This window comes from Selenomonas sp. oral taxon 136 (genome assembly GCF_001554015.1).
Taxonomy (GTDB): Bacteria; Bacillota; Negativicutes; order Selenomonadales; family Selenomonadaceae; genus Centipeda; species Centipeda felix.
In genome coordinates this window covers 622,034-648,657 of record NZ_CP014239.1, presented here as the reverse complement: position 1 = coordinate 648,657, position 26,624 = coordinate 622,034, and the positions used below count along the sequence as shown (strand labels likewise).

General features: G+C 59.2%; 18 protein-coding genes. 13 read left to right on the top strand and 5 right to left on the bottom strand.

Annotation, left to right across the window (positions count from 1 at the left end; genetic code table 11):
- Positions 1-291: 291 nt before the first annotated feature.
- The 13 genes from serA (at position 292) to AXE86_RS02850 (ending at position 20,638) form a co-directional block, all read left to right on the top strand.
- Positions 292-1,872 (top strand): phosphoglycerate dehydrogenase, encoded by a 1,581-nt coding sequence (serA, locus tag AXE86_RS02905; RefSeq protein WP_061944503.1) that lies wholly within the window; start codon positions 292-294, stop codon positions 1,870-1,872.
- A 144-nt stretch (positions 1,873-2,016) separates the two neighbouring features.
- Positions 2,017-2,886 carry a zinc metalloprotease HtpX gene (htpX, locus tag AXE86_RS02900; protein WP_061944500.1) on the top strand — a complete coding sequence of 290 codons (870 nt, stop codon included), beginning with the start codon at positions 2,017-2,019 and terminating at the stop codon, positions 2,884-2,886.
- Between the two features lie 112 nt (positions 2,887-2,998).
- Positions 2,999-3,127, top strand: a complete 129-nt coding sequence (locus AXE86_RS13050) for a secretion protein HlyD (protein WP_071884674.1) — start codon at positions 2,999-3,001, stop codon at positions 3,125-3,127.
- A gap of 143 nt (positions 3,128-3,270) precedes the next feature.
- On the top strand, positions 3,271-3,978 hold the full coding sequence (gene deoD, locus AXE86_RS02895; protein ID WP_061944497.1) for a purine-nucleoside phosphorylase: 708 nt from the start codon (positions 3,271-3,273) through the stop codon (positions 3,976-3,978).
- Positions 3,979-4,340: 362 nt separating this feature from the next.
- Positions 4,341-4,946 carry a cytidylate kinase-like family protein gene (locus tag AXE86_RS02890; protein WP_061944495.1) on the top strand — a complete coding sequence of 202 codons (606 nt, stop codon included), beginning with the start codon at positions 4,341-4,343 and terminating at the stop codon, positions 4,944-4,946.
- Positions 4,947-4,958: 12 nt separating this feature from the next.
- The gene (locus tag AXE86_RS02885; RefSeq protein ID WP_061944492.1) at positions 4,959-6,380 is read left to right on the top strand and encodes a glycoside-pentoside-hexuronide (GPH):cation symporter; all 1,422 of its coding nucleotides are present in this window, start codon (positions 4,959-4,961) and stop codon (positions 6,378-6,380) included.
- Between the two features lie 54 nt (positions 6,381-6,434).
- Positions 6,435-9,566, top strand: a complete 3,132-nt coding sequence (locus tag AXE86_RS02880) for a glycoside hydrolase family 2 TIM barrel-domain containing protein (RefSeq protein WP_061944489.1) — start codon at positions 6,435-6,437, stop codon at positions 9,564-9,566.
- 39 nt (positions 9,567-9,605) lie between these two features.
- The gene (locus AXE86_RS02875; RefSeq protein WP_061944486.1) at positions 9,606-10,775 is read left to right on the top strand and encodes a galactokinase; all 1,170 of its coding nucleotides are present in this window, start codon (positions 9,606-9,608) and stop codon (positions 10,773-10,775) included.
- Between the two features lie 18 nt (positions 10,776-10,793).
- A complete protein-coding gene (gene galE, locus AXE86_RS02870) occupies positions 10,794-11,783 on the top strand; it encodes a UDP-glucose 4-epimerase GalE (RefSeq protein WP_061944483.1) in 990 nt (329 codons plus the stop codon).
- 12 nt (positions 11,784-11,795) lie between these two features.
- On the top strand, positions 11,796-13,304 hold the full coding sequence (gene galT / locus AXE86_RS02865) for a UDP-glucose--hexose-1-phosphate uridylyltransferase (RefSeq protein ID WP_061944480.1): 1,509 nt from the start codon (positions 11,796-11,798) through the stop codon (positions 13,302-13,304).
- Between the two features lie 91 nt (positions 13,305-13,395).
- Positions 13,396-14,445, top strand: coding sequence for a LacI family DNA-binding transcriptional regulator (locus AXE86_RS02860; RefSeq protein WP_061944477.1), 1,050 nt, complete (start codon positions 13,396-13,398; stop codon positions 14,443-14,445).
- Positions 14,446-14,477: 32 nt separating this feature from the next.
- A complete protein-coding gene (locus tag AXE86_RS02855) occupies positions 14,478-16,703 on the top strand; it encodes an alpha-galactosidase (protein WP_061944474.1) in 2,226 nt (741 codons plus the stop codon).
- A gap of 146 nt (positions 16,704-16,849) precedes the next feature.
- Positions 16,850-20,638: a phosphoribosylformylglycinamidine synthase gene (locus tag AXE86_RS02850; protein ID WP_061944471.1), complete on the top strand. Its 3,789-nt coding sequence runs from the start codon at positions 16,850-16,852 to the stop codon at positions 20,636-20,638.
- A gap of 450 nt (positions 20,639-21,088) precedes the next feature.
- Here the strand turns inward: AXE86_RS02850 and AXE86_RS02845 are convergent, their stop codons facing one another.
- The 5 genes from AXE86_RS02845 to nadE all read right to left on the bottom strand — a co-directional run bounded on the left by AXE86_RS02845 (position 21,089) and on the right by nadE (position 26,562).
- Positions 21,089-22,189 (bottom strand): metal ABC transporter permease, encoded by a 1,101-nt coding sequence (locus tag AXE86_RS02845; RefSeq protein WP_061944469.1) that lies wholly within the window; start codon positions 22,187-22,189, stop codon positions 21,089-21,091.
- On the bottom strand, positions 22,182-23,057 hold the full coding sequence (locus AXE86_RS02840; RefSeq protein ID WP_061944465.1) for a metal ABC transporter permease: 876 nt from the start codon (positions 23,055-23,057) through the stop codon (positions 22,182-22,184). Before AXE86_RS02840 ends, AXE86_RS02845 begins: the two co-directional genes overlap by 8 nt.
- A gap of 3 nt (positions 23,058-23,060) precedes the next feature.
- Complete coding sequence (locus AXE86_RS02835; RefSeq protein WP_061944463.1) at positions 23,061-23,783, bottom strand: metal ABC transporter ATP-binding protein; 723 nt, start codon at positions 23,781-23,783, stop codon at positions 23,061-23,063.
- A 22-nt stretch (positions 23,784-23,805) separates the two neighbouring features.
- A complete protein-coding gene (locus tag AXE86_RS02830; RefSeq protein WP_061944461.1) occupies positions 23,806-24,756 on the bottom strand; it encodes a metal ABC transporter solute-binding protein, Zn/Mn family in 951 nt (316 codons plus the stop codon).
- Between the two features lie 138 nt (positions 24,757-24,894).
- Entirely contained in the window at positions 24,895-26,562 is a 1,668-nt protein-coding gene (gene nadE / locus AXE86_RS02825; RefSeq protein WP_061944458.1) for an NAD(+) synthase, read from the bottom strand.
- Between the last annotated feature and the right edge of the window lie 62 nt (positions 26,563-26,624).

The window sequence follows — 26,624 nt, the reverse complement described above, 5'->3', positions numbered from 1 at the left end:
CTCTTTCCACAAGAAATATCGCAGAAAAACTCTTTAGGAATCGCTGATAAAAGGAAGTCCGTCGGATTGGTGACACCTTTATTACCAGATGAAAATTAGTATATCGTCACGCGTCGAACATTGTCAACGAGAAATAAAAATATTCCATACTCTTTGATAATTTTTCTCAGAATAATACGATATGTATATGTGAAGGAGTACGGTCGTCTGTCGGAAAGATTTGACCTGTTTTCTTCTTTTGTCTATAATAGGGGCGTTACTGTGTATGATAGGATGGGGGAGGGCATACGGATGAAGATTTTGGCTGCGGATGGGATTTCACCTGAGGGAATCGGTCTTTTGACGGACTATGAGGTCGATGTGCGCGATAAGATCTCGCATGAGGAACTACTGGATGTGATCGGAGACTATGATGCGCTGATGGTACGCTCGGCGTCGAAGGTGACGGCGGACGTCCTGGAACGCGCGGGGAAACTGAAGATCATCGGGCGCGCGGGCGTCGGTGTGGACAACATTGACGTAAAGGCGGCGACGGAGCGCGGCATCATCGTCATCAACTCGCCGGGCGGCAATACGATTGCCGCGACGGAGCATACAGTCGCGATGATGCTCGCCATGGCGCGCAACATCCCGACAGCGGATGCGACCATGCACGCGGGGCAGTGGAACCGCAAGGCATACGTCGGCGTTGAGCTGCGCGGCAAGACACTCGGTGTCATCGGCATGGGGCGCATCGGCGGCGGCGTCGCAAAGCGCGCCCTCGCCTTTGACATGAATGTGATCGCCTATGATCCCTACATCAACGAGGAGCGGGCAAAGGCACTCGGCGTGACCGTCGGGACGCTCGATGACATCATCGAGCAGGCGGACTTCATCACGGTGCACATGCCGCTCACGAAGGAGACGCGCGGCATGATCTCCATGGCGCAGATGCGGCGGATGAAGCAGGGCGTCCGCCTCGTGAACTGCGCGCGCGGCGGCATCATCAACGAGCACGATCTCGCCGAGGCCGTGCGCGAGGGAATCGTCGCAGGGGCGGCGATCGACGTCTTTGAGAGTGAGCCGCTCGCGGAGGACAGCACCCTGCGCAGTGTGCCCGGCATCGTCCTCACGCCGCACCTCGGCGCGTCCACGGTAGAGGCACAGATCGGCGTCTCAGTGGATGTGGCAAAGGGCATCCGTGCCGCACTGCGCGGTGAGCCGGTGCTCGCGGCGGTCAACATGGCACCTGTATCAAAGGAAGTCATGCGTGTGATCCGCCCCTACATCGCGCTCGCCGAACAGCTCGGGTGTACAGCGTGCTCTCTCGCCGAGGGACCCATCTCGCAGGTCGAGGTCGTCTACAACGGCGAGATCACTGAGGTCAATACGAGCTTCCTCACGACGGCCATTCTCAAGGGGATGCTCAACCCCATCCTCGAGAGCGAGATCAACTACGTCAACGCACCGAGTGTGGCGAAGTCGCGCGGCATCAAGGTCTCTGAGATTCGCGAGAAGGAGACGTCGCACTACTCGACGCTCATCACCGTGCGCGTGACGGCATCGGGCGGCACTTCCGAGGTGCAGGGCGCGCTCTTCGGTGAGGAGGGGCGCATCGTTCGCATCAACCGCTTCCGTGTCGACGTTGACCCGCACGCACGCATTCTCATCTGCCCGCACATCAACCGCCCCGGTGTCATCGGCACGATTGGCTCGATCATGGGCGCGGCAGGCATCAACATCTCCTCTATGCAGGTGGGAAAGTCCGATCGCAAGGGTATGAACATCATGGTACTCACCATCGATCACGACATCTCCGACGATGTACTCGCGCGCGTGCTCGCCGTCGAGGGCATCTTTGATGCAAAATTGGTCAATTTCGATGCAATTTAAGGAATCGTTGATGAAATGGGGGCTGCCAGATTGGCGTATCCTTTATCAGCGATTCCCTGCGAAGATTTCAGCCTTTTTCCATAAATGCCCTGTATGATATAGTCAAAAGGACAAAGATTTGACAGATAAAGGAGAAATGAAGCTATGAACACACTGAAAACAACAATGCTCATGGCACTCCTGATGGCGCTGATGGTCGCTCTTGGCGGCGTATTCGGCGGACATACAGGCATGACCATCATGCTCATCATTGCGATAGGGATGAACTTCTTCTCGTACTGGTTCTCCGACAGCATGGTGCTCCGCATGTACAATGCACGGGAGATTGACCGTACGGATGCGCCGGAGCTCTACGGCCTGGTCGAGAAGCTCGCGGGGAACGCGGGGCTTCCGATGCCGCGCGTCTGCATCATCAATGAGGACGCGCCGAACGCATTTGCGACGGGGCGCAATCCGTCCCATGCTGCTGTCGCCGTTACGACGGGGCTGATGCGCGTCCTCGACTACAACGAGATCTCGGGCGTGCTCGGGCATGAGCTGGCGCACGTCAAGCATCGCGACATCCTCATCTCGACCATCGCCGCGACGATGGCGACCGTGATCTCCTACGCGGCGAACATCGCCCAGTTTGCGGCGATCTTCGGCGCGGGGCGCTCGAGCGACGACGACCGCGGCGGCATCATCGGAATGATCGCAACGGCGATTATCGCGCCGATCGCAGCGGCTCTCATCCAGATGGCGATCTCGCGCTCGCGTGAGTACAGCGCGGATGAGGGCGGCGCAGAGATCTGCGGCAACCCGAACTACCTCGCATCGGCACTCGAAAAGATCGAGTACTATGCCGTGCACGGCGCGCCTCTCCCGGAGGCAACGCCGGAGACGGCACACATGTGCATCATCAACCCGTTCGCGGGACATGACTTCTCGTTCAAGAGCCTGTTCTCGACGCATCCCGCGACGGCGGAACGCATCGCGCGTCTGCGCGAGCAGGCACAGCGGATGCACATTCGCTGAGTGTATGTAAGAGTCTCGGACACCGATTCCTGTGGTGTTCGAGACTTTTTGCATTCCATTTAGGAATCGCTGATAAAATAGACCTTCAGATTGGCGTAGATTTTTTCGTCCGATTGAGGAGGCAAACCGGACGCATAGCCAAAGCTATGTGGAGGATTTGCCGACAAAAAGCGGGAAAAAAAGATGCGCTAAGATGACGGTGCTGAATTTATCAGTGCTTCCTTTATTGCGTTTGCCCTGACATCATCATATAATGAAAGCCTAGCAGGAGGAGGATGGTATATGCTCGCAACATCGGCGAATCTGCATGCGCGTGTTGACCCAAGGATCAAGGAGGAGGCAGAGCTTGCCGCAGATGATGAGGACTAAGGAAGGAGAACGATAATGAGTTCACTGCATATTGCTGCCGAAAAGGGAGAGGTTGCGGAGCGCATCCTGCTGCCGGGTGATCCGCTGCGTGCGAAGTACATCGCGGAACATTTTCTCGATGGAGCGAAGGAGTACACGTCCATCCGCAACATCCTGGGCTATACGGGGACGTATCACGGCGTACCCGTCTCCGTGCAGGGGACAGGAATGGGGATGCCGTCGATCTCGATCTATGTGAATGAGCTGATGGACTGCTACGGCGTGCAGAAGCTCATCCGCGTCGGCACGTGCGGCGGGATGCATGAGAAGGTCAAACTGCGCGACGTGTTCATCGCACAGGGCGCGACGACGGACTCGGGCATGATCCGCAGCATCTTCGGCGGCTCGATCAACTATGCGCCGCTTGCGGACTACGAGCTCCTCTCTGCCGCCGTGGAGAATGCAAAGCGCATGAATCTCCCCGTGCGCGTCGGCAATGTGATCTCCGTTGACCGCTTCTACGACGAGGAGATCGACAACGACAAGCTCCGTACCTACGGCGTGCTTGCCGTGGAGATGGAGGCGGCGGCACTCTATACGCTCGCAGCGAAGTATGGGCGTCAGGCACTCGCGCTCTTTACCGTGAGCGATCATCTGCTGACGGGCGAGAAGTGCACGGCGGAGGAGCGGCAGACGACGTTCAACGATATGATTGAGATCGCCCTCGCAACGGCGGTCGAATAATACACAGCATCACATAAACAACGGGGCTGTTGCACGAATATGCAGCAGCCTCTTCTTTGTGCCCCTTCCACCGCTTGCGCGGTCCCCCTTCCCCGTGATAACGGGGAAGGCCGGTATATTCGCTTCCTCCGCTTGCGGGGGAAGTGGCGAGCAAAGCGAGCCGATGGGGGGATATACAATAGTCCCCGTTATTTTTTGGAAAATGGAATTATTTTTTCGTGATTTCAAAAAGAAAACGTTTGCATTTTTGAAAAACATATCGTATAATAGAAACCGTAAATGTAAACGTTTACTATATCGGTTTTGAAAGGAGCGACATCGCGCGCATAACGATGCTGCATCCATTTGAAGGAGGGAACTGCATGGAGGAGAAAAAGTACATCATCACGGTCGGCCGTCAGTATGGCTGCGGCGGCCGAGAGCTCGCTGAGATTCTCGCGGAGAAACTCGACGTGCATCTCTACGATCGCCAGATTGTCCATCTCGCGGCGGCAAAGCTCGGGATCAATGATTTGCACGAGAAGGATCTCTTGGAGCTCGAGAATACGGTGAAACCGCTCTCGTCGCGCTTCATTCCGTTTCATTCCTTTGGCATGGCGATGGGGGAGTCGAGCCAAGGGATGTTCATGGCCGAGTCGAATGTCGTGCGCAAGCTCGCAGACGACGGCCCGTGCATTTTCCTCGGCCGCTGTGCGGACTATGCACTGCGCAAGCGCGACGATGTTTTTTCGATCTTCGTCTGCGCAGATGATGAGTTCCGTGAGGAGCGCGGACGGACGGTCTACGAGGGGAAGTCGCTGAAGGAGCTGAACCGCGAGAACGAGAAGCGCGCGCGTTACTACGACTACTACACGGGGCGCAAGTGGGGCGACAGCACAAACTACGATCTCGTGGTCAAGACGGGGCGTGCGCCGCTCGCGCAGATCGCGGACGGCATCATCGCCTATATGCATGCGGTAAAGGGGTAAGGAGGAACTCTTATGGCATCTCCGAAGAGCAAGTTCTGGCCGCGCATCGCCTACGCCTGCGGGACGTTCGGACATGATGTGTTCTATGCTATGCTCGCGACGTACTTTATGATCTTTGTCACGAGCAATCTGTTCCACTCCGACAACCATGAGCACGATGCCTATATGATCGGCATTGTGACGACGATCATCCTCGTGCTGCGTATCGCCGAGCTGTTCATTGATCCATTTATCGGCAATACGATTGATAAGACCAAAACACGCTGGGGCAAGTTCAAGCCGTGGGTGCTCGTCGGTGCATTCGTTGCGGCGATCTCGCTCGCGATTCTCTTCACGGACATGGGCGGTCTGACGGTGTCGAACCCGATGCTCTATCTCGTGCTCTTTGCCCTCATCTATCTCATCATGGATGTGTTCTACTCGGCAAAGGATGTTGCGATCTGGTCGATGATCCCCGCGCTCTCGTTCGACTCGCATGAGCGCGAGATCACGGCGACGTATGCACGTATCGGCTCGGTGTTCGGCGCGCAGATGATTACGGCGATTGTCATGCCCGTCGTCCTCTACTTCTCGCTGAATGAAAACGGCGGTGCAGGCGACGGGACAGGCTGGTTCGCCTTTGCCGTGATCGGCGGCGGCATTGCAACGCTCGGCGCGGTGATCCTCGGCCTCGGGACGAAGGAGGAGACCTCCGCCCTGCGCGAGAACAAGACGGAGACATCGTTCAAGGATGTATTCTCCATCCTGTTGAAGAACGATCAGCTCCTTTGGGTGGCGATAGCCTACCTCGTGTTTGGCCTCGGGCAGAACCTCGTCAACAATTTTAACCTCTACTACTTCATCTATGTGCTCGGTGACGCGAAGCAGTTCTCGTTCCTCGGCGTCATCAATGTTATCATTGGACTGCTCGCCGTGGCACTCTTCCCGACGCTTACGATGAAGTTCAGCCGTCGGCGGCTTTTCTTCGGCTCGGTTTCGGTGATGTTGATCGGCATCATCCTCTATGCGCTTGCGGGGACGAGCGTCATCATGACGCTCTTTGCGGCCGGTCTCTTCGCTCTCCCGCAGCCGCTGATCTTCCTCGTCGTGCTCATGACGATCACGGATACGGTGGAATACGGCCAGCTGAAACTCGGACACCGTGATGAGGCACTTGTCCTCTGCGTGCGCCCGCTGGTGGATAAACTCGCAGGTGCCGTCACGGGCGGTCTCATCGGCATCACGGCGATCTGGGTCGGCATGACGAGCGGCGCAACGGCGGCGACGATTACGCCGGAGAACCTTTTCAATTTCAAACTCGTGATGTTTGCGGCTCCGTTTGTGCTCATCCTGATCGGTGCGGTGATCTACCGCGCAAAGGTGACGCTGACGGAGGCGGAGCACGCACGCATTGTCGAGGAACTCGAAGACAAGTGGCATGAGATGAATCAGTAACAGGATGGGAAGCGGTCGTTTGCGGCCGCTTTCTTTGCCAGATGGAGGTCTTTGATGAGCTTTGATTTCAGCAAACTGAGCGATCCGTGTTATTTCGCGGAGAATCGTCTGCCCGCCCACAGCGATCATCGTTATTACCGCGATGAGACAGAGCTCGCGCGCGGCATATCGTCCTTTGAACGTACGCTTGGCGGTGTCTGGCAGTTCGCCTATGCACGGAACATCGACGCCATCCCGCAGGGATTTACGGCAGCGGACTACGACTGCCATGACTGGGAGACGATCCATGTACCCGCGCACATCCAGATGGAGGGGCATGGCGTCCCGCACTATACGAATACGACGTATCCGTGGGACGGGCACGAGAGCATTGTGCCGGGGGAGATTCCGACGCGGGAGAACCCCATCGGCTGCTATGTGAAGTACTTCGCCGTACCCGAGGACTGGGACAATGTGTTCATCTCCTTTGCCGGCGTCGATGCGGCACTCGCCCTTTACCTCAACGGCCATTTTGTTGGCTACAGCGAGGACAGCTGCACGCCGTCGGACTTCGATCTGACGCCGTATCTCGTGTCAGGCGAAAACAAGCTGGCAGCGATGGTGTTCCGCTATGCGAGCGCGAGCTGGCTGGAGGATCAGGACTTCTGGCGGTTCTCGGGGATCTACCGCGATGTCACGCTCTATACGAAGCCGCAGCACCACATCGAGGATGTCGCTGTCCGTGCAGTGCCGATGGAACGGGACGGATACTCGAACGCACAGCTTGATGTGCACCTCACGTTCGACGATGCGGCAGAGAAGAACGTCGAGATCCTGCTCTGCGACGAGGATGGGGACTGTATATGGGAGGATGAGGCGAGCATCTCCGCAAAGACGCATACGTTTTCGGGGGATGCCTTCGTTGTGCTCCTGTGGAGCGCAGAGTGTCCTGTGCTCTATCATCTTCTGATTCGTGTGCGCGACGCGGCGGGGACGCTGCAGGAGGTCGTGCGCATACGCGTTGGCTTCCGTGAGTTCTGCCTGCGCGACGGACTGATGCAGATCAACGGGAAGCGCATTGTGTTCAAGGGCGTCAACCGTCACGAGTTCGACTGCGACCATGGGCGGGCGATGGATCCTGCGCTCTTTGAGCAGGATCTCATCGCGCTGAAACGTGCCAATGTCAACGCGATCCGCACGTCACATTACCCGAACAGCAGCCGCCTCTATGAGCTCGCGGATCTTTACGGCTTCTATGTGATCGACGAGACCAATCTCGAGACACATGGCTCGTGGATGAGGAACGGCGCGTGTGAAAAGGATGCGAACAGTCTGCCGGGCGATCATGCGGAATGGCTGCCCGCCGTGCTCGACCGTGCACAGTCGATGTACGAGCGCGACAAGAACCATCCGTGCATCCTGATCTGGTCGTGCGGCAATGAGTCCTGCGGCGGGCGCAATATCTACGAGATGAGTGAGTTCTTCCGCCGTGCTGACCCCACGCGACTCGTGCACTACGAGGGAATTTTCTGGGATCGCAGCTATCCGATGTCGAGCGATATGGAGAGCCAGATGTATACGAAGGCGGCGGACATCGAGGCCTTTCTGAAGGAGCATCGGGACAAGCCCTTTATCGCGTGTGAGTACACGCATGCGATGGGCAACAGCTGCGGCGGCATGCACAAGTACACGGAGCTGGCCGAGCGCGAGCCGCTCTATCAGGGCGGCTTTATCTGGGACTTCGGCGATCAGGCGATCCGTCGGCGCGGACGCGATGGGGAGGAGGTGTTCCTCTACGGCGGCGACTTTGGCGACCGCCCGTCGGACTACAATTTCAGCGGCAACGGCATTTTCTTTGCCGACCGCCGAGCGACGGCGAAGCTGCAGGAGGTGAAGTATAACTATCAGGACTTCACCCTGCGCCCTGCATGGAACGGGGTAGAGATCGAGAACAAGAGCCTCTTCTCCGATGCGGATGACTATGAGCTGCGGATGACGCTCCTCCTCGACGGGCGAAAGATCTGGGAGACGCGGTGGATGGGACATTCCGTGGCGCCCGGAGAGACGAAATTCATTGATACGGTACCCTACAAGATGCCGTATCTCGGCGCAGGGGAGTATGTGCTGACGGCGTCGCTCTGCCTGAGGTATGAGGAGCTGTGGGCACCTGCCGGCTATGAGATCGCCTTTGGACAGGCGGTCGTCGTGCCGCCCGCAGGAGCGGCAGCGCGCCTCTTTGATGTTCTCGGGCTCTGTGATGCCGCACCATGCTGCGTGCCGCTTGCCGCCTGCGGAGATCTGCGCATCGTCGTGAGCGACATCAACCTCGGCGTGCAGGGGGCGGGCTTTTCCCTCATGTTCTCGAGTGCGCAGGGAAATCTCGTCTCCTACCGCTATGGCGGGCGCGAGCTGATCGAGGAACTGCCGCAGCCGAGTTTCTGGCGTGCGCCGACGGATAACGACTACGGCTGTCATGCGCCGGCGGATACCGCGCAGTGGAAGCTCGCGAGTCTCTACCGCCGCTGCACGCAGATCGCGTGGAGCACGGACGATGAGCCGCTCACCGTCATTGACGGTTATTTCGGCAAGGCAGGAACAGGGGAGCGGCGTGCCGCGCGCGTCACCGTGCGCTTTACCTATGCGCTTGCGACACACCCCGCCGCCCATTGCACGGTCACGTATACGGTGGACGCGGCGGGCGCGGTGGATGTCGCACTGGACTACGAACCGACGGACGGGATGCCCGCAATGCCGGATTTTGCGATGCTCTTTACGCTCGCAGCGGACTATGACCGCATCCGCTACTACGGCTATGGCCCGAAGGAGAACTACGCCGACCGCCATCGTGGTGCGCGTCTCGGCATCTACGAGAGCACGGCGGCCGAGGAGGTCGAGCCGTATCTGCGCCCGCAGGAGACGGGCAATCACGGCGGTGTGCGCTGGATCGAGCTGCGTGACCGCAGCGGGCACGGGCTGCGCCTCACGGGGGCAGAGCCCATGGAGGCGTCGGCACTGCCCTATGGCCCGCACGAGCTTGAGAATGCGCGTCACGCATACGATCTGCCGCGCAGCGCGCACACCTATCTGCGTGCATCGGCGGGGATGTGCGGCGTCGGCGGCGACGACAGCTGGGGCGCGCCGGTTCTCACGGAGTATACGCATCCGAATGCGGCGCGGCATCTGCGCTTTACGATGCAGGGAATCTAACGACCTTTGGCGAAATGATAATAAATGGAGGGCGCTGATATGAAGATATTGGACGAAATGCAGGAAGTCTTTCGGGAGAAATTTGGTGCGGCACAGACGCATGCGTATTTCTCGCCGGGACGCGTGAATCTCATCGGGGAGCACACGGACTACAACGGCGGGCACGTCTTCCCCTGTGCGATCTCCCTCGGGACGTATGCGCTCGTTGCACCGCGCACGGACGGCATCTCGCGGCTCTACTCGATGAATCTGCCGGAGCAGGGCGTGGTGCAGTTCCCCATGCACGGCGCGGTGAAGAGCGATGCCTACGGCTGGGCGAACTATCCCATCGGCGTTGTGCGCGTGATGGAGGACGCGGGGCATCGGGCAGCGCACGGCTTTGACATTGTCCTCTATGGTACGCTGCCGAACGGCGCAGGGCTTTCCTCCTCGGCCTCCATCGAGGTGCTGATGGCGGTCATCCTGAACGATGAGCTGAACCTCGGCATTGATATGGTGGAACTGGTGAAGTTCTCGCAGAAGGCAGAGAATGAATTCGTCGGCATGAACTGCGGCATCATGGATCAGTTCGCCGTCGGCATGGGGAAAAAGGACTGTGCGATCCTCCTCGACTGCAATACGCTTTCCTATCGGTACAGCAAGCTGGCACTCGACGGCTGCAGCATCGTCATCACGAATACGAACAAGACGCACAGCCTCGTCACCTCGGCGTACAATGAGCGGCGCACCCAGTGCGAGTCGGCGCTGAAAGCCATGCAAAAGGTAAAGCCGATCAAGGCTCTCGGTGAGCTGACGAATGCAGAGTTCGATGCCATCGCATCGGCAATCCCCGATCCCGTCGAGCGTCGGCGCGCACGCCATGCCGTCTACGAGAACAACCGCACGCTGGAGGCAGTGAAGGCACTCGAGGCAAACGATGTGAAGCGTTTCGGTGAGCTGATGAATGCGTCCCACGTCTCCCTGCGTGACGACTACGAGGTGACGGGGCCTGAGCTCGATACACTCGCGGAGCTCGCATGGCAGCAGGACGGCGTCCTCGGCTCGCGCATGACGGGCGGCGGATTTGCAGGATGCACGGTCAGCATCGTGCGCGACGCGGCGATTCCCGCATTTGAGAAGAATGTGGGCGAGGCCTATACGGCAAAGATCGGCTATGCGCCGAGTTTCTACGTGGCAAATATTGCGGACGGCGCACGCCGTCTCTCATAAGAAAGGGGAAGGATATACATGGCTATTTTGGTCTGCGGCGGCGCAGGGTACATCGGCTCTCATGCCGTTCATGCACTGGTGGAAAAGGGCGAGCAGGTCGTGATCGTGGACAATCTCCAGACGGGACACCGTGGGGCGCTGAACCCTGCGGCCACGTTCTATGAGGGCGATATTCGTGATGCGTCGGTGCTCGATAAGATTTTCACGGAGAACAAGATCGAGGCGGTCATCCACTTCGCGGCGAACTCCCTCGTAGGGGAGAGTGTCGAAAAGCCCCTGCTCTATTTCAACAACAATGTCTATGGGATGCAGGTGCTCCTCGAGGCGATGGTGCGCCATGGCATCGACAAGATTGTCTTCTCCTCGACGGCGGCCGTCTACGGCGAGCCGAAGCGCGTTCCCATTCACGAGGACGACGAGACGCATCCGACGAATCCGTACGGAGAGACAAAGCTCACGATGGAGAAGATGATGAAGTGGGTCAGCCGTGCGAACGGTGTGCGCTATGTCTCCCTGCGCTACTTCAATGCGGCGGGGGCGCTCCCCGACGGCTCGATCGGTGAGGACCACGCGACGGAGACGCATCTCATCCCCCTGATCCTGCAGGTACCGCTCGGAAAACGCGACCATATCACGGTCTTTGGCGAGGACTATCCGACGCCCGACGGAACGTGTCTGCGTGACTACATCCACGTGGTCGACCTCGCGGATGCACATGTGCGTGCGCTGGACTATCTGCGGCAGGGCGGCGAGAGCAATATCTTCAACCTCGGCAACGGGCAGGGGTTCTCGGTCAAGGAAATGATCGCCGCCGCGCAGAAGGCGACGGGACGCTCGATCAAGGTGGAGATCGGTGCACGCCGTGCGGGCGATCCGGCACAGCTGATCGCGTCGAGCGAGAAGGCACGTACGGTGCTCGGCTGGAATCCGCAGTTTACGGACGTGGAGCAGGTCATCGGCACGGCGTGGACGTGGCATGAGAAGCATCCGAACGGCTATGGGGACTGAGGGAGGACTGCCATGAGTAACATACAGCGCAGCATCAGCCGCCTCCTGCATTTTGCGCAGCAAAAGGGGCTGATCGCCCCTGCCGACGAGGTGTATGCCGCGAACCGCCTGATCGACGTGCTCGGCGTGGAGGAGTATGTGCCGCACGCCGTCGATGAGACGCTCGAGACGGCGACGCCCGTGCTCGAGGAGATGCTTGACGATGCGGCGGCGCGTGGCTTGATCGAAAACACGGTGAACGAGCGCGACCTGTTCGATACGCGCATCATGGACTGTGTGATGCCGCGTCCCTCGGAGGTCGTGCGGGAGTTCCGCGCGCATTATGCGGCATCGCCGCAGGAGGCAACGGACTGGTACTACCGTCTGAGCATTGCATCGAACTACATCCGCAAGACGCGCATTGATCGGAACATCGCGTGGAAGACGGCGACGGAGTACGGTGATCTCGATGTGACGATCAATCTCTCGAAGCCCGAGAAGGATCCGCGCGACATCGCAAAGGCGAAACTCGCGAAGGCGTCCTCCTATCCGAAATGTCTGCTCTGCCGTGAGAACGAGGGCTATGCGGGACGGGCGAACCATCCCGCGCGCGAGACGCACCGCCTCATTCCACTCGATCTGTGCGGAGCGTCGTGGTTCCTCCAGTACTCGCCCTATACCTACTACAACGAGCACTGCATCATCCTGAACGGCGATCACGTGCCAATGCAGATTTCACGCCATACGTTTGAGAATCTGGCGTGCTTCCTACGGCTGTTCCCGCATTACTTTGCCGGCTCAAATGCCGATCTGCCGATTGTGGGAGGATCGATTCTCTCGCACGATCACTATCAGGGCGGACGCTATACGTTCGCGATGGAGCGTGCGGCAACGGAGAAGGAGTACGCGTTCAAGAACTATCCAACGGTGCGTGCAGGACGCGTCAAGTGGCCGATGTCGACCCTGCGGCTCACCTCACCGGATGCGGATGCGCTCATCGACCTCGCGGAGAAGATTCTTGCGGCATGGCGCGTCTACAGTGATGCGTCGGTGGAGATTCTCGCGGAGACGGACGGCACGCCGCACAATACGATTACCCCGATTGCGCGGCGGCGCGGCGAGGACTTTGAGTTCGATCTCGTGTTCCGCAACAATCGGACGACGGCAGAGCATCCGCTCGGGCTCTTTCACCCGCACGCCGAGGTGCATCACATCAAGAAGGAGAACATCGGCCTCATTGAGGTGCTCGGGCTCGCCATTCTGCCCGCGCGCCTGCGCGATGAGATGGATGCCGTGCGTACGGCGCTGCTCGCAGGGACGGCGGATATTGCGGACAGGGCGGATATCGCAAAGCATGCGGACTGGTACCGCAAGGTGCGCGCGGCACATCCGTCGGTGACGGCGGAGAATGTGGATGGGATTCTGCGCGATGAGATCGGTGCGGTGTTCCTCGAGGTGCTCGTTCACGCGGGCGTCTTTAAGCGGACGCCCGAGGGAATGGCGGCGTTTGATCGCTGGATTGAGAGCGTGGAGCAGGTGTAGCCCTGTCATGCTGCATGTGTGCATCTTCGCATCGCGATAGGAGCAGAATTCAGAACAGCATGATGATCGGAGATACACCGGGAGGAATGGAATGAAGGCGACGATTATCGATGTGGCACGGGAGGCGGGCGTCTCGGTGGCAACGGTCTCCCGCGTGGTGAACGGCAGCTATCCCGTGCGCGAGAAGACGCGCGAGAAGGTGGAACGCGCGATTGCAAAGCTGGAATACGTGCCGAACCTTCAGGCGCGTGAGCTGAACACGCAGCGTTCCTCAAGCATCGGCGTCGTCGTACCGGGCTTCGATAATATGTTCTTTGCCGAGGTGCTGGACGGGGTGGAGGAGCATCTGCGGCAGAGTTCCTACTCGCTGCTGCTCGCCTGTGCACAGAACGATCCTCAGCGCGAGGAGGCGTGCGTGCGGGACTTCATCACGCGCAATGTCTCGGGGGTGATCGTCGTCAGCCCGAACACGGAGATGGCGGCGACGGAGTTCTACGAGACGACGGCGGCGCGGCTTCCCATGGTCTTTATCAACAGCGCGCGGGAAATTCCGGGCATATCGCATGTGACGAGCGATCAGCGCGGCGGAGCCCGTGCGGCACTCGAACATCTATTTCGCTACGGGCACGAGCGCATTCTCTTTGTCCGAGGCGAGAACAGCGATTCCTATCGTGTGAAAGAGGAAGTCTACCGTGCCGTCATGCAGGAGCGCGGGATGTTCCATGCGGAGGATATCGTCAGCATCGGCGACGGCAATCGCATTGAGACGGTCGAGAACACCATGTTCATCCTCATGGATCGGATGCTCGATTTTGCGCCAACAGCGATTTTCTGCTGCAACGACCTCATGGCGATGGGGGCGGTCAACGCCTGTCAGCGCATGGGACGGCGTGTTCCGCAGGACATCTCGGTGATCGGCTATGACAACACGGCGCTCAGCAAGTACACGGCACCGCAGCTCACGACCATCGACCAGCACATGGGCGATCTTGGGCGGGAGGCGGCACGCCTCATGCGGAAGCGGATCGAGGAAGGGACGGCGGAGAATATCGTACGCGCAAACACCGTGGTGGAGCGTGAGACGACGGGGTTTCACGTGGAGAAAGATACGGGTGTGCAGAGATTCGCTCGTCTTGCATAGCGATTTCATCACACAATCGAAAGGGGATATACATGAACATCATCTATCATGAGCAGGGCAAAGTCTTTCATCTCTTCAATGATTCGATCAGCTATATCTTCATGGTACTTCCGCACGGCGGGTTAGGGAGTCTCTACTTCGGTGCGGCACTCCGCGACCGCGAGGGCTTCGAGCATCTCTTTGAGCGTGCGCATCGCGGGATGACGGCGTGTGTCTTTGCGGACAGCCGCGACTACTCGCTCGATGCGATCCGACAGGAGCTGCCGACCTATGGCTCGTCGGATTTTCGCCGTCCTGCGCTGAATGTGCTGCAGGAGAACGGCAGTCGCATTCTCGATTTGCAGTTCAAGGACTGGCGCGTGGAGGACGGCAAGCCGAAGCTCGCGGGGCTGCCCGCCACCTATGTGGAGTCGCCAAGTGAGGCAAAGACGCTCATCATCACACTGGAGGATGTGCCGACGGGGCTGTGCGTAGAGCTCCTCTACACGATCTTTGCCGAGGGGAACGCGATTGCGCGCAGTATGCGCTGCCACAATGCGGGGATGGAGATGCTGCACCTGCAGAAGGTGATGAGTCTCTCGATTGACCTGCCCGATACGGACTATGAGTGGCTGGAGCTGACAGGAGCGTGGGCACGTGAGCGCCACGTGGAGCGGCGCGCGCTCGCCACAGGCATTACGGCGATTGGCAGCCGCCGCGGACACTCCTCGGGGCAGTACAATCCCTTCGTCGCCCTCGTGCGCCCCGAGACGACGGAGATGCAGGGCGAGGTGCTCGCCGTGAGCCTTGTCTACAGCGGTAACTTCGAGATGCTTGCTGAGGTGGACAACCACGGTGTGACGCGCCTGCAGGCGGGCATTCACAGCACGGATTTTGACTGGATCCTAGCTACGGGCGAGACATTCCAGACGCCGGAGGCAGTGCTCGTCTGGTCGAACGAGGGGCTGAACGGCATGAGCCGCACGTATCACCGCCTCTACCAGCGGCGGCTGGCACGCGGCACATGGCGCGACAAGGTACGCCCCATCCTCATCAACAACTGGGAGGCGACCTACTTCGACTTTACGGAGGAGAAGCTGCTCGCGATTGCGGATGTGGCGGCACAGTGCGGCGTGGAGCTCTTCGTGCTCGATGACGGCTGGTTCGGTGCGCGCACGTCGGATCATGCGGGGCTCGGTGACTGGACAGTCAACCGCGACCGCCTGCCGAACGGGATTGACGGGCTCGCGGAGAAGATCGAGGCGCGCGGCATGAAGTTTGGCATTTGGGTCGAGCTTGAGATGGTCAATGAGGACTCTGATCTCTACCGCGCACATCCTGACTGGGTGCTCTCCGTCCCGGGGCGGAGAAAATCACTCGGACGCTCGCAGTGCGTGCTTGATTTCTCCCGTCAGGATGTCATCGATCATATCTATGAGCAGATGGCGGCGATCCTCTCGAGCGGCAAGGTCTCCTACGTAAAGTGGGATATGAACCGCAGCATTACGGAGTGCTGGTCACATGCGCTGCCTGCCGCACGGCAGGGCGAGGTGTTTCACCGCTATATTCTCGGACTGTACGATCTCTATGAGCGGCTGACGACGGCATTTCCGCACGTGCTCTTCGAGTCCTGTGCGTCGGGCGGCAACCGCTTCGACCCCGGGATGCTCTACTACGCGCCGCAGGCATGGACGAGCGACAACTCGGATGCCGTCGAGCGGCAGAAGATCCAGTACGGCACGTCGATGTGCTATCCGCTGAGCAGCATGGGCAGTCACGTCTCGGTCGTGCCGAATCATCAGGTAAACCGCGTGACGCCGCTCCACACGCGTGCGAACACGGCGTACTTTGGTACATTCGGCTACGAGCTTGACCTAGGTAAGCTCAGCGCGGAGGAGCTCGCCGAGGTCAAGGACGAGATCGCCTTTATGAAGAAGTATCGTGAGATCTTCCAGTTTGGCACGTTCTACCGCCTGCAGAGCCCCTTCGAGCACAATGTTATGGCGTGGATGTGCGTGAGCGGCGATCAAAAGACGGCGATTGTCGGCTGGTACCGCACGCTGAACCGCGTGAATGACCGCTTTGCGCGCGTGCGCCTTGCGGGACTGCTGCCGGACACCCTCTATGAGGACAGCCGCAGCGGCGCGCGCTGCTACGGTGACGAGCTGATGCACTACGGGCTGATTACGACGGACGGGACGACGGGCGAGCCGCATCCCGAGGACGGCCTGACGACGGACTTTGACTCACGTCTCTATGTGCTGAATGCTGTGGAATAAGACAGATTGACGATAGTGGGGCACTGCATGAAGCAAAAAACTTCGTGCGGTGCCCATTTCTTGTTGCCGCATGAATCCGTCATTGCAAAATGTGCAGAATTTCGTTAGAATAGAAGTGTAGACCACATGGAAGAAGGGAGATTCTTATGGCCGTCAAGCGAATCTTCGTCGAAAAGCGTCAGGGCTTTTTTGACGTTCCGGCACAACGCCTTTGCAGTGATCTTGTGGAGACGTTCCGTCTGACCGACCTGCGCGCGGTACGCATGATTACGCGCTACGATGTGGAGGGACTGAGCGACGAGGAGTTCGAGCAGGTTCGCGACATCGTCTTTGCCGATCCACCGGTTGACACCGTCTATGAGGATGCACTGCCCTTTTTCGCCGATGCGAAGATCTTTGCCATCGAGCCGCTGCCGGGGCAGTTCGACCCGACGGCTGCGGCGGCTGCGGAGTGCGTGCAGCTCGTGACGCAGGGGGAGCGTCCCACGGTGCGCACGGCACGCGTTATTGTGCTCATCGGCAGGATCAGCGATCTCATCGTTGAAAAGATCAAGGCATATCTCATCAACCGCGTGGAGAGCCGTGAGGCGTCGCTCGCCACGCCGGCGACGCTCGAGGTGCAGCCTGCGATGCCGGGGGATGTGGAGGTGCTGACGCAGTTCAACGCACTTTCGCGCGAGGAGCTGGCACGTTTTCACGCTGCCCACGGCTTTGCCATGAGCGAGGAGGATCTCGCTTTTGTGCAGGAGTACTTCCGCACGACGGAACGCCGCGCACCGACGATCACGGAGCTGCGCGTCATCGATACGTACTGGTCGGATCACTGCCGTCATACGACGTTTACCACGGCGATCGATGCAGTAACCATCGAGAATGGCTTTTTCTCCCTGCCGATCATGGAGACGTATCAGAAGTACACCGACGACCGCAAGGCGCTCTACACGGATAAAAAGCGCGATATGACGCTGATGGATCTTGCCGTGATCGGGATGAAGGCACTGCGCGCGGAGGGCAAGCTGGACGATCTCGATGTGTCGGAGGAGATCAACGCGTGCAGCATCCATATTACCGTGGATGTCAACGGGAAGAATGAGGACTGGCTCCTCATGTTCAAGAACGAGACGCACAATCACCCGACGGAGATCGAGCCGTTCGGCGGTGCGGCGACCTGTCTTGGCGGTGCGATCCGCGATCCACTCTCGGGGCGTTCCTATGTCTATCAGGCCATGCGCGTGACCGGAGCAGCCGACCCGCGCACGCCGATAGAGGAGACGCTGCCCGGAAAGCTCCCGCAGAAGAAGATCACGATTGGTGCTGCCGAGGGGTACAGCTCGTATGGCAACCAGATCGGCCTTGCAACGGGACAGGTGCGCGAAATCTACCACAAGGGCTATCTCGCTAAGCGTATGGAGATCGGCGCGGTCATCGGGGCTGCGCCTGCCGCGCAGGTCGTGCGTGAACGTCCCGTGCCCGGCGATGTCATCATCCTCCTCGGCGGACGCACGGGACGTGACGGCATCGGCGGTGCGACCGGCTCATCGAAGCAGCATACGGAGCAGTCGCTGACGACCTCGGGCGCCGAGGTGCAGAAGGGCAACCCGCCGACGGAGCGAAAGCTGCAGCGGCTGTTCCGCAATCCTGAGGTCAGCTGCCTGATCAAGCGGTGCAACGACTTCGGTGCAGGCGGTGTCGCCGTGGCCATCGGTGAGCTCGCGGATGGGCTGACGATTGATCTCGATGCCGTTCCGAAGAAATATGAGGGGCTGGACGGTACGGAGCTCGCGATCTCCGAGTCGCAGGAGCGCATGGCGGTCGTGCTCGCTCCGCAGGATGTGCCCGCCTTCCTACGGCACGCAGATGCGGAGAACCTCGAGGCGACGCGCGTCGCCGTAGTGACGAAGGAACCGCGTCTCGTGATGCAGTGGCGCGGCAAGGACATCGTGCGCATCGCGCGCAGCTTCCTCGCGACGAACGGCGTGCGCCAGCATGTGCGCGTCGCTGTGGCGTCCCCGAACGAGCAAGCGCCGTATCTGCAGCAGGTTCCGTCCCTCGTATGCAAGGTAGGACGCTCGCTTGAGGCCATGTGGCTTGCGAATCTGCGTGACCTCAATGTGTGCAGTCAGAAGGGGCTCGGTGAGCGGTTCGACGGGACGGTGGGCGCAGCCTCCGTGCTCATGCCGTTCGGTGGAAAGTACCAGCTCACGCCGTCGGAGGCGATGGTTGCAAAAATCCCCGTGCGTTACGGTGAAACGAATACGGCGTCGGCGATGGCGTTTGGCTTTGATCCTGATCTCTCAACGTGGAGCCCATTCCATGGCGCGGCGTATGCCGTCATCGAGGCCGTGGCGAAGATTGTCGCCGTCGGCGGCAGAGCGGATCGGGTGCGGCTGACGCTGCAGGAGTACTTTGAGCGGCTCGGCACGGACCCAAATAAGTGGGGCAAGCCCTTTGCGGCGCTCCTCGGCGCGCTGCGTGCCCAGCATGAGCTCGGGATTCCTGCCATCGGCGGCAAGGACTCGATGTCCGGCACGTTCGAGCAGCTGAATGTTCCGCCGACGCTCGTCGCCTTTGCGGTGGCGACAGTGCCTGCAGATGAGGTGCTCTCGCCGGAGTTCAAATACCCCGGCAACCGTGTTATCATGATTCCTGTTCCGCGTGATATGCAGGATCTTCCTATCTTTGAGCGTCTGCGCAAGAACTTTGCGAAGGTGCATGAGCTGATCCACGGGCAGAAGGTGTTCTCCGCGCAGAGCGTCGGCCGCGGCGGCGTTGCGGCGGCACTCTCGAAGATGTGTCTCGGCAACAACCTCGGCTTTAAGTTTACGACCTATATTCCGCAGGATGATCTCTTTAAGCCGCTCTATGGAACGATCCTGCTCGAGGTGGCATCTTCGTTCGACCTCAATGCGAACCTTGCGGGCATGGGGGCAGTCGAGATCGGTGTCACACGCGACGTGCCGAGCATCATCACGGATCTCGATACCGTTGTGCTCGCCGATGTCAAGGCAGCGTACACCGAGCCTCTCGAAAAGATCTTCCCGACGACGGTGTCGCACACGCATCGCCAGATCGATCGCCCGACCTTTGCTCCCTATACGAAGGGGAAGCACAAGAGCAGCTCGTTCAAGATTGCAAAACCGCGTGTCTGCATCCCCGTGTTTCCGGGGACGAACTGCGAGTACGATTCGGCGCGCGCATGGGAGCGCGTCGGTGCAAAGCCCGAGATTCTGGTCGTGCGCAACCTTACGCCACAGGCGGTCGAGGAGACCGTGACGGTGATGGCGGAGACGATCAAGCGCGCGCAGATCCTCATGCTGCCGGGCGGCTTCAGCGGCGGCGATGAGCCTGACGGGACGGGCAAGTTCATCGCGGCGATGTTCCGCGCTCCGCAGATTGCCGAGGCGGTGCATCGACTCCTGCACGATCACGATGGTTTGATCCTCGGGATATGCAACGGCTTTCAGGCACTCCTGAAGCTCGGCCTTTTGCCCTACGGCGAGATCACGGATCTCGACGAGAATACGCCGACTCTGACGTACAACAATATTGGGCGGCATGTCTCACAGACCGTGCGCGTGCGCGTCGCGTCGAATCTCTCGCCGTGGCTCTCGGGCGTGGATGTCGGCGATACCCATACACTGGCGGTATCGCACGGCGAGGGGCGGTTCTATGCGGATGGCCGCACGGTGGCGGCACTGCGCGTACGCGGACAGATCGCTACGCAGTACGTGAACGAGAAGGGTGAGCCGACGCTCGATCAGCCGTATAATCCGAATGGATCGGTCAACGCCATCGAGGGCATCACGAGCCCCGACGGACGCATTTACGGGCGCATGGCACACGCCGAGCGCATCGGGAAAAATATCAGCATGAATGTCCCCGGCGAGATGAATCAGATGATCTTCGAGTCGGGCGCAGGATATTTTATACGGTAAAAGACGAAAAACATTCCTCTCTCGTTTTAGGGAGTACAGATAAAACAGTCCTTCAGATTGGTGTAAATGTTTTGTCCGACAGGGAGGAAAACCGAATGCGGAGTGATGCTCTGCACTAGATTTCCGCCGAAGTGCGGGCAAAGAGATGTACTAAGATGCCAGTGCTGAGTGGATATCCATGTCTCCTTTTATTCGTTGGACTAGAAAGCGCAGGAAAGTGATTTCCTGCGCTTTTTGCGTATGGATGGTCGGTCTTCGGCGGTTCGTCATATCGGCGGCATTGTCTTAGGGAATCACTGATAAAATGAAGCCCGTCAGATTGGCGTAGATTTTTTCGTCCGAACAAGGTGGAAAACCGGACGCAGAGTGGTGCTCTGTGGAGGATTTTCCGCCGAAGTACGGGCAAAAAAGATGCGTCAAGATGATGGTGCTGAATTTATCAGTGATTCCTTAGATGAAATATCGCTCGCAGAGCGCCTTGTACGCCGCCGCCCCCGTATCGGTCAGCAGATAGTAGCGGCCCGCGCGATGGAGGAGGTGCTGATCGATCAGCTCACGGCTGACGCGGCGCACCTTCGACGCACTCCATTTCAGATGGTCGCCGATCTCGTTCGCGTGGTTTTCTGCACTCTCAACGCGTTCTGCCGTGTGCCTGCCGATGTGGAGCAGGAAGAGGTCGCGCTGCATCTGCTGCATACTTCTTTTGCGGCGGATGTAAGTCGTGACTGCCCCTTTCGGCCCCATGAGCAGGGCAAGCAGGTAGACAAGCATATTTATGACCGCGCAGAGTCCTGCAATCGAGGCGTTCATATGCACGGCAAGTGCGTAGCCGAGCGCGGAGTTTGCCATGCTGACGAGGAGGGCGAGGAGGAGCGTGTGCGACAGATGCTTTGTAAAGAGCAGAGCCGCCGCACCGGGGGCGATGAAAAACGAGATGACGAGAATCGCACCGACCGCGTCGAATGCCGCGACGGTCGTGAGCGAGGTGAGCGACATAAAGGCGTAGAAGAGGATGCCCGTCGGTACACCGATGAGCCGTGCGTATTCGCCGTCAAACGCGGAGACCTTGAGCTCCTTGTAGAACACGGTGATAAACACTGCAATCAGGAGGGCGAGCCCGCCCATCTTGAGCGCGGCAGCGGGAATCTCCACGCCGCCGATCCCGACCGTGTTCAGCCCTGCATAGATGACTTCGCCCATGAGCACCATGTCGGTATCGAGGTGGGCATTCCCCGCATATTTGCTGATGAGAATGACGGCGAGCGCAAAAAGCAGGGGAAAGATGACACCGATCGCATCGTCGTATTTGACAAGGCGCGTTTTGCCGAGCAGCTCGACGAGGGACACCGTGACAACACCCATGAGCGCCGCACCGAAGAGCAGCCACGGCGAGCCGAGGTCATGCGTGAGGAAGAAGGCAAGCACGATGCCGAGCAGAACGGTGTGGCTGATTGCGTCCGCCATCATGGAGAGACGGCGCAGGATGAGGAATACGCCGAGCGGTGCGCACGCTGCCGCCGTCAGCAGGAGTACGAGCAGTGCATCATCCATGTGTGCGCCTCCGTTTCAACACACTGCCGAGGATGCCCTTTGTTCCGAAAACAATCGAAAAAAAGGCAATCAGCGAGGCGACAAGGATGATGGACGGTCCTGTTGACATTCCCTGTTCGAGCGTGCTGATGTACGTTCCGACGAGCGCGGAGACCGCACCGATGAGACTGCTCAGCAGGAGCACGCGTGCAAAGTTGTTCGACCACTGATTTGCCGCAACGCAGGGGATAATGAGGAAGGAGCTGATGAGGATTGCGCCGACCGCCTTGATCCCGATGCTGATGACGGCAATCGTCATGACGAGCAGGAGAAGGTTCAGCAGGCGGCAGGGCAGTCCGACGACCTCGGCATACTCTGCATCAAAGACGAAGAGTTTCAGCTCCTTGTAAAAGAGCAGCAGGAGCGTGAGCACGAGGGCGGAGATGGCGGCGATCAGCAGGACATCCGCCTCAAGCATGTACGCCGCCTGTCCGAAGATGTACGTTCCGAGTCCCGCCTGTGACGCGCCCGCGTAGTCGGGATTCCCTTGGATAAAACTCTTGAGTGCCATACCAAGACCGAAGAAGCCCGAGAGGAAGATTGCGAGATTTGCATCGAGCCCCAGACGCTTGTCCCTGTGCGCGAGCTGGATGAGCGCGTAGCTTGCCGCACCTGCCAGAATTGCTCCCGCGAGGAGGATGACGGGGCTGCGTGTCGCGAATGCCATGTAGGCAAGGATGATGCCGGGGAAGGTCGAGTGCCCAATCGCATCGCCGATGAGGCTCTGCCCCTTGTAGACGCTGAATGCGCCGACAGGGGCGGCGGCGACGGCGAGGAGAACGCTGCCGAGCGCGACGATCTGAAAGGTGTAGTTCGTCAGAATGTCCATCGCTCACTCCTTCACGCGGTAGGCGCGCGCGAGTGCCGCCTCCTTATCGATGCCTGCGAGATAGCCCGATGCCTTTACCGTGCGGTTCAGCACGACGAGATAGTCGAAATAGGCATCGAGCGTGCTGAGATCGTGGTGGACGGCGATGACCGTGCGCTTTTCTTTCTGTAAATCCATAAACTTGTCCATGATGATGCGTTCGGTCGTCTCATCAACGCCCGCAAGCGGCTCATCCATGATGTAGAGCTGTGCGTCCTGCGCGAGTGCGCGCGCGATAAAGACCCGCTGCTTCTGTCCCCCCGAGAGCTCCGAGATCTGACGGTCGGCGAAGTCTGCCATCTTCATCTTGTCGAGTGCCTCCATCGCAAGCGCGCGATCCTCCTTGCCGGGGCGGTGAACGAGCCCCAGATGGGCATAGCGTCCCATGAGCACAACATCGAAGACCGTCGTTGGGAAGTCCCAGTGCACCGAGCCGCGCTGCGGCACATAGGCGATCTGTTTGTGCACGGCAGAGAGCGGCTTTCCCCAGAGCAGCACCGCACCCGAGACGGGCTTAAGGAGCCCGAGGATCCCCTTCAGCAGGGTGGATTTGCCCGCGCCGTTCGGCCCTGCGATCGCACAGCGCACGCACTCCGGCACGTCGAGGTCGATGTCCCAGAGCACGGGGGTATCGCGGTATGCCATTGTGAGATCTTCGATATGTATGACGCTGTTCGTTCCTTCCATTCTGCGTCCCTTCCAGCGATGTTTATTTCAGGTGCGAAACAATCAGATCGATGTTGCTGCGGTACATCGTGATATAGGTATCGCCCTTCTGGCCCTCGGGTGCAAGAGAATCCGAGAAGAGCTCATTGCCCTCACCGCCAACAATCTCGACATCGAAGCCCTTCGTCCTGCAGACCTCCTGCAGTTTCTTCATGCGCTCTGGGTTCGTCGTACTCTCGGCGAATACCGCCTTGACCTTGTGCTCGACAATGTAGTTTGCCGTCTTCTCGATGTCGGCATTCGCAACCTCGGAGTCCGTGCTGACCCCCTGCGGCGCGATGACATTCACGTGGTAGCGGTGGGAGAAGTAGTTGAACGCATCGTGCGGCGTGACGAGATTGCGCTGCCCCTCGGGAATCTGTGCGATCTTCTGTGTGATCTCGGCATCGAGCGCGTCGAGGTCTGCAAGATACTTCTTCAGATTCTCCTGAATCTCCTTTTCATGCGTGGGGAGCAGCTTGATGAGCTGCGCTGCCGCCTCCTCCGTTGCCTGCTTGTAGAGTGCGACATCAAACCAGAAATGCGGATCGACAATCTTCTTGCCGTCCTCCTCCATGTAGTTGATGTTTGCATCCGCGAAGTTCTTTGTCACGGCGATGCCCTTCTTCTCAAGCACCTCTGCCATCTTGCCCTCGAAGTGCAGGCCGTGGTAGAGGAGGAGATCTGCCTTCTTGATCTTCTCAAGGTCGGCGGGCTGTGCAACGTAGAGATGCGGATCCTCACCTGCGGGGATAATCAGCTCGATGTTCACATAATCGCCCGCGAGCTGCTTTGTCATATCCTGCAAAAATGAGGTTGTGACCGTCACGGTTTTCTTCGTGTCGGCTGCCTTGTCGCCGCCTGTGCCTCCTCCGCCGCAGCCGACGACAACCAGTGCCGTCATGGCGAGTGCGAGGGTGAGCAGGAGTCGTGGAAATAATTTTTTTGCGTGCATATTTGCACCATCCTTTCATTTGTATTGAGAATAGCACAAAAATTGAATCTTGTAAATGAGAAAATTTCTCAATTCAAAATTGTTTTATGAAAAAAACGCCCCGTGAAAATTCACAGGGGCGATAAGATCCGTTTTGTTTTATTTCTGGAGCAGTTTCTCTTTGAGTGCGCGGTAGCGAATCGTCTCGTACGCGCCAATCTGGGACTCGGGATGGTCACTGCCGTAGGCACGCCCGCTGACAGAGAGAAGGGGGGGCGCCTGGATCCGCTTTGCGACTGCCATGCCCGTATAGAGCCTCCACCAGCGTTCGAGGTCGGTGATAAAGTCCTCTGCCGTGGGGAAGTAGGTCTTGACGAGTCCTTTTTCGCAGCCAATATAGGCCTCGAGGTCGTCGTCCGCATAGTGTGTGAGGATGTCCTCGGGATTCCGATCCGCCTCGACGAAGGCACGGAAGAGGTAGTCGTGATACGGATAGTGGATGGGGTCGCCCTTGCCCTCGTCCACGTTTTGCGCGTCGGAGAGCTCCGCACTCGGCACGATGTCGATGATGCCCTGTGGGATGGTCTCGCGTCCGTAGACGTGTTCGTTCAGGTAGCGTGCGAGGTCATAGACCTGATATTTCCAGAGATCGGCGAGCGCACAGAGGAAGCCCGCGAGGTCACCGTAGAGGGTCGCATAGCCGACGGTGGTCTCCGCCTTGTTCCCGTTGCAGGTAAAGCCGGCGCCCCATGCGGCGGCGATCGTCCCGAGGACACGACCGCTGCGGTTGCGTGCCTGCATATTCTCACGGACGAAGGAGGAGATCGTCAGATGTTCACCGGGAGCCGCAGCTGCCCCCTCGATGGGGATCTCGCTGAGCTGTTTTGCCGTGTATGAGATGCTCTCCTCGATGGGGACGATCATGTGGCGACAGCCAAGATTCTTTGCGAGCTGGGCGGCAAGCCCTTTCGTCGTCGCGGAGTTGAACTTGCTCGGCATGTTGACAAGCAGGACGTTCTCCGCGCCGATGGCATCGACGTAGAGTGCGGCGGAAACAGCGGAGTCGATGCCGCCTGAGATACCAATGACGACGCGCTTCATGTAGATGCGCGCGAGGAATTTCCGTACGGCGTAGCGGAGCGTGCGGTAGATGGGCGCGATGGCAGGCTCTGCGGGTCTGTCGGCAGGGGCGGGGAGTACTGCCGTGTCGACGATGGTCACGCCGTCCTTGTAGGCGGGCGTGATGAGGGCACGCGCACCGTCCGCGCGGAATGCCTGTGCACTGCCCGCAAAGGTGTAGACGGTCTTGCCCTTGTCCTGAAGGCCGAGCGTGTTGACGTAGAGGAGCACAGCACGCTGTTCCTGTGCCGTCTTGGCGAGGGTGCGTGCCTCAAAGCAGAGCGGGAAGGGACTGGCGTCGGCGGCGAGGATCACATGCTCTCCCGGCAGCTCATAGAGGAGCGGGGAGAAACGCGTGCCCGCACCGTGGAGCGGACGGCGTGCAACCTCGCGCAGGACGCCGTCGCGTGCGTGCAGGAGGGTGCGCGAGAGCCCGCAGCAGCCCTCTCCGCCAGCAGCGACATTGCCGAAAATGACGGTGATGCCGTCCGCTGCAGCGGCGATCTCCTCGGCGTAGGCCGTGCAGTCACGCACGAAGGACGGCTGCTTCCATACACTGCCGAGAAAGAGGCCTGAGAGGCTGAGCGCAGGGAAGAGGGCGAGCTCAGCGTGTGCGTCCTTCGCCTCACGGATGCGTTCCGCCATGGCCACGGCGTTGAGATCCGGGCGGCCGGGGATAATCTCCATTGAGATCAGTGCAATTTTCATTGGATTCTTCCTTTCAAATTGATTTTTCTTCCCCCACAATGGTATAATCAGACACGGTGAGT

Excerpts from the sequence above, each read along its gene's own strand:
- deoD (WP_061944497.1), top strand. The coding sequence starts at position 3,271 with ATGAGTTCACTGCATATTGCTGCCGAAAAGGGAGAGGTTGCGGAGCGC.
- AXE86_RS02890 (WP_061944495.1), top strand. The coding sequence starts at position 4,341 with ATGGAGGAGAAAAAGTACATCATCACGGTCGGCCGTCAGTATGGCTGC.
- AXE86_RS02880 (WP_061944489.1), top strand. The coding sequence starts at position 6,435 with ATGAGCTTTGATTTCAGCAAACTGAGCGATCCGTGTTATTTCGCGGAG.
- AXE86_RS02885 (WP_061944492.1), top strand. The coding sequence starts at position 4,959 with ATGGCATCTCCGAAGAGCAAGTTCTGGCCGCGCATCGCCTACGCCTGC.
- nadE (WP_061944458.1), bottom strand. The coding sequence starts at position 26,562 with ATGAAAATTGCACTGATCTCAATGGAGATTATCCCCGGCCGCCCGGAT.
- AXE86_RS02850 (WP_061944471.1), top strand. The coding sequence starts at position 16,850 with ATGGCCGTCAAGCGAATCTTCGTCGAAAAGCGTCAGGGCTTTTTTGAC.
- galE (WP_061944483.1), top strand. The coding sequence starts at position 10,794 with ATGGCTATTTTGGTCTGCGGCGGCGCAGGGTACATCGGCTCTCATGCC.
- AXE86_RS02835 (WP_061944463.1), bottom strand. The coding sequence starts at position 23,783 with ATGGAAGGAACGAACAGCGTCATACATATCGAAGATCTCACAATGGCA.
- AXE86_RS02845 (WP_061944469.1), bottom strand. The coding sequence starts at position 22,189 with ATGGATGATGCACTGCTCGTACTCCTGCTGACGGCGGCAGCGTGCGCA.
- galT (WP_061944480.1), top strand. The coding sequence starts at position 11,796 with ATGAGTAACATACAGCGCAGCATCAGCCGCCTCCTGCATTTTGCGCAG.
- AXE86_RS02840 (WP_061944465.1), bottom strand. The coding sequence starts at position 23,057 with ATGGACATTCTGACGAACTACACCTTTCAGATCGTCGCGCTCGGCAGC.
- AXE86_RS02855 (WP_061944474.1), top strand. The coding sequence starts at position 14,478 with ATGAACATCATCTATCATGAGCAGGGCAAAGTCTTTCATCTCTTCAAT.
- AXE86_RS02860 (WP_061944477.1), top strand. The coding sequence starts at position 13,396 with ATGAAGGCGACGATTATCGATGTGGCACGGGAGGCGGGCGTCTCGGTG.
- htpX (WP_061944500.1), top strand. The coding sequence starts at position 2,017 with ATGAACACACTGAAAACAACAATGCTCATGGCACTCCTGATGGCGCTG.
- AXE86_RS02875 (WP_061944486.1), top strand. The coding sequence starts at position 9,606 with ATGAAGATATTGGACGAAATGCAGGAAGTCTTTCGGGAGAAATTTGGT.
- serA (WP_061944503.1), top strand. The coding sequence starts at position 292 with ATGAAGATTTTGGCTGCGGATGGGATTTCACCTGAGGGAATCGGTCTT.
- AXE86_RS02830 (WP_061944461.1), bottom strand. The coding sequence starts at position 24,756 with ATGCACGCAAAAAAATTATTTCCACGACTCCTGCTCACCCTCGCACTC.